This is a genomic window from Acidovorax delafieldii 2AN (genome assembly GCF_000175235.1).
Classification (GTDB): Bacteria; Pseudomonadota; Gammaproteobacteria; order Burkholderiales; family Burkholderiaceae_C; genus Acidovorax; species Acidovorax delafieldii_B.
Window position 1 is genome coordinate 1 of sequence record NZ_ACQT01000371.1, and the last position, 2,635, is coordinate 2,635.

The 2,635-nt window shown below is 68.7% G+C and carries 4 protein-coding genes; all 4 read right to left on the bottom strand.

What is annotated here, in order from left to right; all coding sequences use genetic code 11:
• Positions 1-243 (bottom strand): aldolase/citrate lyase family protein (locus tag ACDELDRAFT_RS21140; protein WP_005800241.1); only part of this gene is annotated, 243 nt, incomplete at its 3' end.
• A gap of 13 nt (positions 244-256) precedes the next feature.
• Positions 257-634: a VOC family protein gene (locus ACDELDRAFT_RS21145; RefSeq protein ID WP_005800243.1), complete on the bottom strand. Its 378-nt coding sequence runs from the start codon at positions 632-634 to the stop codon at positions 257-259.
• A gap of 83 nt (positions 635-717) precedes the next feature.
• The gene (locus ACDELDRAFT_RS21150) at positions 718-1,731 is read right to left on the bottom strand and encodes a tripartite tricarboxylate transporter substrate-binding protein (RefSeq protein WP_005800245.1); all 1,014 of its coding nucleotides are present in this window, start codon (positions 1,729-1,731) and stop codon (positions 718-720) included.
• Positions 1,732-1,825: 94 nt separating this feature from the next.
• The coding region (locus ACDELDRAFT_RS21155) for an MmgE/PrpD family protein (protein WP_005800247.1) at positions 1,826-2,635 on the bottom strand (810 nt) is incomplete at its 5' end.

Below are 2,635 nucleotides of genomic sequence, written 5' to 3' on the forward strand. Positions count from 1 at the left end.
CGCAAACCAGGGGGTTCCCTCGCTGTTGATGCGCACCAGCAGGCGCGCGCGTGCCGGGCCTTCCAGTGCGGCCAGGGCCTCGGCCAGGGCGGTGCGGGCGCGCTCCTTGTCGGCAGGTGCCACGGCGTCCTCCCAATCAGCGATCACCAGGTCGGTGCCGCTGGCCAGGGCCTTGGGCAGCCGCTCGGGCTGGGTGGCGGGAACAAAGAGAAAGGAGCAGGCATTGCGCACAAAGTCAGTCATGGCAGGGAAGCGGTCAGGCGTATTCGGATATCTCGATCAGGTTCTCGTCCGGGTCGCGCACGTAGACCGAGCGGATGGGTCCGCGCGCGCCAGTGCGCTGCACCGGGCCGCATTCGATGGCCACGCCATGCGCGGCCAGGCGCCGCTGCACCTGCGCCAGCGGCACGGAGGCGATGAAGCACAGGTCCAGCGCCCCCGGCGTGGGGTGCAGGGCCTTGGGCTCGAACTCGCGGCCCTGGATGTGCAGGTTGATCTTCTGCCCGTTGAACACGAAGGCCTTGCGGCCTTCGCCAAAGGTCTGCAGCGCCATGCCGAGCACGGTGCAGTAGAAGTGCACGCAGTCCGCCTCATGGGCGGTGGTGAGCACAAGGTGGTCGAGCCGGTCGATCATGGGTTGCGTTGGGGTTGGCTCCCCTGACCGGCGTGGCGCCGGCCGGGGAAAAGGATTCGAAAAGGGGGCGAGGAACAGACAAGCTATTCGGCGCTCACACCGGCCGCCTTGATCACCTTGTCCCAGCGCGCCACCTCGGCCTCCAAGTGCTTGCGCAGGCCTTCTGGCGTGGCTTTCTCGGGTGAGACCAGGTCGGAGCTCAGCTCGCCAATGCGCTTTTTCACGGTCTCGTCCTTGATCGCCGCGTTCAGCGCCTTGTTGAGCTTGTCGATCACGTCCTTGGGCGTGCCCTTGGACGCATACATTCCATGCCAGACCTTCACATCGAAGCCCTTGAGGCCCTGCTCGTCCAGCGTGGGGATGTTGGGCATGGACGACAGGCGCTGCGGCGTGGTCACGCCGAACACCTTGGCGCGCTTGCCGTCCTGGATGACGGGCGCGGTCTGCGTGGTCTGGTCGCACAGCAGGTCCACCTGGCCACCCATCAGGTCGTTCATGGCCGGGCCCGCGCCCTTGTAGGGCACGGTGGTCAGCTTCACGCCCACCTGGTGCATGAACAGCATGCCGCACAGCTGCGACACGGCGCCCACGCCCGCGTTGGCCAGCGAGACCTTGTCCTGGTTCTTCTTCACGTAGTCCAGCAACTCGGGAAAGGTGTTGGCCGGGAAGTCCTTGCGCGACAGCAGCGTCATGGGCACGTCCAGCACCTGGCCGATGTACGCGAAGTCCTTGAGCGGGTCATAGGGCAGCTTCTTGTACAGCGCCGGTGCCGTGGCCATGCCCATGTGGTGGATCAGGATGGTGTAGCCATCGGGCTTGGAACGCGCGATGCGCGCGGCCGCCAGCGTGCCGCCCGCACCCACGGTGTTCTCCACGATCACGGTCTGACCCAGGGACTGGCCCATGGGCACCGCCAGCAGGCGCGCCACCACGTCGGTGGGGCCGCCAGCGCTGTAGGGCACGACCAGGGTGACCGGTTTGTCGGGCCAGGTGCTGGCCCAGGCGTTGCCGCCAGTGCCTAGCGCCACGGTGGCGCCGATGGCGATGCAGGCCTTCCAGGCCCAGCGGCGCGCGGCGGTACGGGGGGATGCAGTCATGTCATGTCTCCTTCAGTTATTTGTCGGGCGCTTCGACGCCTCTGGTGGCCGGGGCAGCGGGCGGGTCCCGGCCCATCCGGCGGGCCTGCGAGGCTCAAGGCAGCAGGCGCACCACCTGGGGCCATTGCGCGATGTGCCACAGCCGTGCCACGGCGGAATCGACCTGTGCGGCCGGCACATCGCTGCCGTAGGCGGCCAGCCGCAGGGCCTTGGCCGTGATTTCCTCGCGCGACAGGGTGTTGCCGGGATCGCCCTTGGGCTCATCCACCCGGCCGTGCAGCGTTCGGCCGTCGGTCGTCTGCACGGTGACCTTGCCAATCCAGCGCTGCGGGTAGGCGGCGTCGACCTCGGGGTCCAGCTCCATGCGCACCTTCTCGCGCAAGGCCACCGTGTCGGGCGCCAGAAACTGCGCATCGAATTCGGTCAGGCCCGCATGGCCAAAGCGCGCGGCCAGCGCCAGCACCGTGCCCATGGAGAACTTGCTCTGGTGCACCGTGGTGGGCGAGACCACCGGCCCCAGCACGTCGATGGCACCCTGGTGCACATGGCAGGTCACCTGCGCGATGTCGGCGGGCGCCAGGCCGTGCTCGCGCATCACCCGCTGCAGCGCGTCGGCGGCAGGGTGCGTGTGGCGGCACGAGGCATGCCATTTGAAGCTGGTCTCGGCCGTGGCCCAGCGGGTGCCGAGGCCCTCGGTGAGCTTGGCCGGATTGGCGTCGCTGGACATGCCCGCGGCCAGGCCCTGCGGCCCGGTGAAGATGTCCTGCGCACCGGTGAAGCCGTCCTTGGCCAGGTAGGCGGCCATCAGGCCGGCCGCGGCGGCGTGGGCGGTGTGCAGCTGCTTGCTGTCGGCCGCCGTGCGCAAAAATTCCCACAGCCCCGCCGACTGCGTGCCGGCCGAGCC